This is a genomic window from Chryseosolibacter indicum (genome assembly GCF_018598585.1).
Classification (GTDB): domain Bacteria; phylum Bacteroidota; class Bacteroidia; order Cytophagales; family Cyclobacteriaceae; genus Chryseosolibacter; species Chryseosolibacter indicus.
Map to the genome: position 1 here is coordinate 1 of NZ_JAHESD010000140.1, position 2,193 is coordinate 2,193.

The 2,193-nt window shown below is 42.1% G+C and carries 1 protein-coding gene and 1 pseudogene; both read left to right on the forward strand.

What is annotated here, in order from left to right; genetic code table 11:
- Positions 1–589 (forward strand): annotated as a pseudogene (locus KK060_RS24755) (hypothetical protein); the annotation flags it as partial.
- A gap of 5 nt (positions 590–594) precedes the next feature.
- Positions 595–2,193, forward strand: a 1,599-nt coding sequence (locus KK060_RS24760; RefSeq protein ID WP_437124585.1) for an nSTAND1 domain-containing NTPase, incomplete at its 3' end; no start/stop codon positions are given.

Here is a 2,193-nt window from a genome sequence, read left to right on the forward strand (position 1 = left end):
TATCTGGATATCCCCTACCCTGACTAACGCAAGCGAAAAGCAAAAAGCGTTTATCGAGAACATTAAGCGTGATGCTGAAGCGCAGGAAGGCGCAGAGATTCTTCAAACACCTCTTGAGGATTTCAAGAACATTATGCGTGAAGAGCTGGTAGAATCCAGTGAAAGACAAATTGCTGATGATACTACCGGACGTACCGTTTACCTCATGCACGATAAGGTGGATGACCTTGAAGTAAGGCCAATAAAAGAGGCAATAGAAAAATCAGGATTTAAGGTATTGCTTCCTGAGTTTGAAGGTGAATTGCTTGAGTTGAGAAAAAAACATATAGATAATTTAAGAACATTTGATGCTGCCATTATTTATAAAGGAAAAGTAAATGAACAATGGGTAAGGATGAAAGTCCTCGACCTTCTAAAAGCACCTGGATTTGGAAGAAAGAAGCCAATTATTGGTAAAGCCATTATAACTGCGCCAGGGGAAAGTATAAGTGATGATAATTTTAAAAATCAAAACCTGCGCGTAATTGAGAGTGATCCTCATCGCCCTGCAGAATCTTTAAAATCATTATTACAGGAATTTAACGCTTAATCTTAATGAGCCAGGCAGTTAATCAAAAGGCACTCGTAAGCAATCCATTTCCAGGATTAAGACCTTTTAAAATTGAAGAGAGCCATTTATTTTTTGGTAGAGAAGGTCAAAGTGATGAGGTTCTTCTCAAGCTTTCAAAGAACCGTTTTGTTGGCGTTATTGGTCCCAGTGGAAGTGGTAAATCATCCTTCATCTATTGCGGCGTCATGCCCATTCTGTACGGCGGTTTCCTTACAGATGCAAGTCCAAATTGGGAAGTTGTTGTTACCAGGCCTGGTGCAGGACCAATCGACAACCTTGCTGAGGCGTTACTTAAAAACAATCCGGAATACAGGGCAGCTGATACAGAAGAACGAAAGATCAAAAGAACGATTTTTTCAACACTGCTAAGAAGTAGTTCCCTTGGACTGGTTGAAGCAATTCAACAGTCGAAGAAAAACGAAGATGTAAACTACTTAATCCTTGTTGACCAATTTGAAGAGCTTTTTCGTTTTAAAGATAGCCTTGATCCCAATTCTGTTAATGAAACACTGGCTTTTGTTAATCTATTAATAGAAGCAGTTAACTATCCGGATACGCCTATATACGTGGCTATCACCATGCGTTCTGATTTTATTGGTGATTGTGCGCAGTTCCCTGAACTTACGCGCAAAATAAACGATAGCCACTACCTTATCCCTCAGCTAACGAGAGATCAGAAAAGAAGGGCCATAGATGGACCTGTAGCAGTTGGTGGTGCAAAAATATCGCCCAGATTAACGCAGCAGCTGCTAAACGATTTAGGTGACAACCCTGACCAATTACCAATTCTTCAGCACGCGCTTATGCGCACCTGGAGTTACTGGTCCGAATATAGAGATTATGAGGACGAGCCTGTCGACTTAAAGCATTATGAAGCAATTGGCACAATGGCAGAAGCTCTGTCAATGCATGCAAATGAGGCTTATGATGAATTAAGTGAAGATCAAAAACACATTTGTGAAGTACTGTTTAAAGCTATTACAGAAAAGCGCGGTGAAAATTTTGGGATCAGAAGACCAACAAGGTTAAATGAAATTGCTGCGATAGCCAATGCCGACGAACAGACCGTGGCTGAGGTAATTGAAAAGTTTCGGGAGCCGGGGCGTTCGCTGCTAACCCCTGCCTACGGAACAGCATTGTCTTCCAAATCTATGATTGATATTTCTCACGAAAGCTTAATGAGGATTTGGGTTCGTCTGAAAAATTGGGTTGATGATGAAGCAGAAGCAGTGCAAATGTATACACGCCTTGCTGAAGCTGCCGCTATGCACCAGGTAGGAAAAGCTGGCCTTTGGCGCCCACCAGACTTACAACTTGCATTAAACTGGCAAGCGAAGCATAAGCCAACACTTGTATGGGGGCAACGCTATAACCCGGCATTTGAGCGTACCATGATCTTCCTTGAGTATTCGCGGAAAGAATGGGAAACGGAACAACGGATTAAGGAACTTGAACAGAAGCGAAAGCTTCAACGGGCAAGGGCTACAGCGATTGTTCTGGGAACTGCTACTATTGTTTCACTCGTGTTTTTAATATTTGCGTTCTTCCAGAAATCAGAAGCTGCCAGACAAAGAGAGAACGCA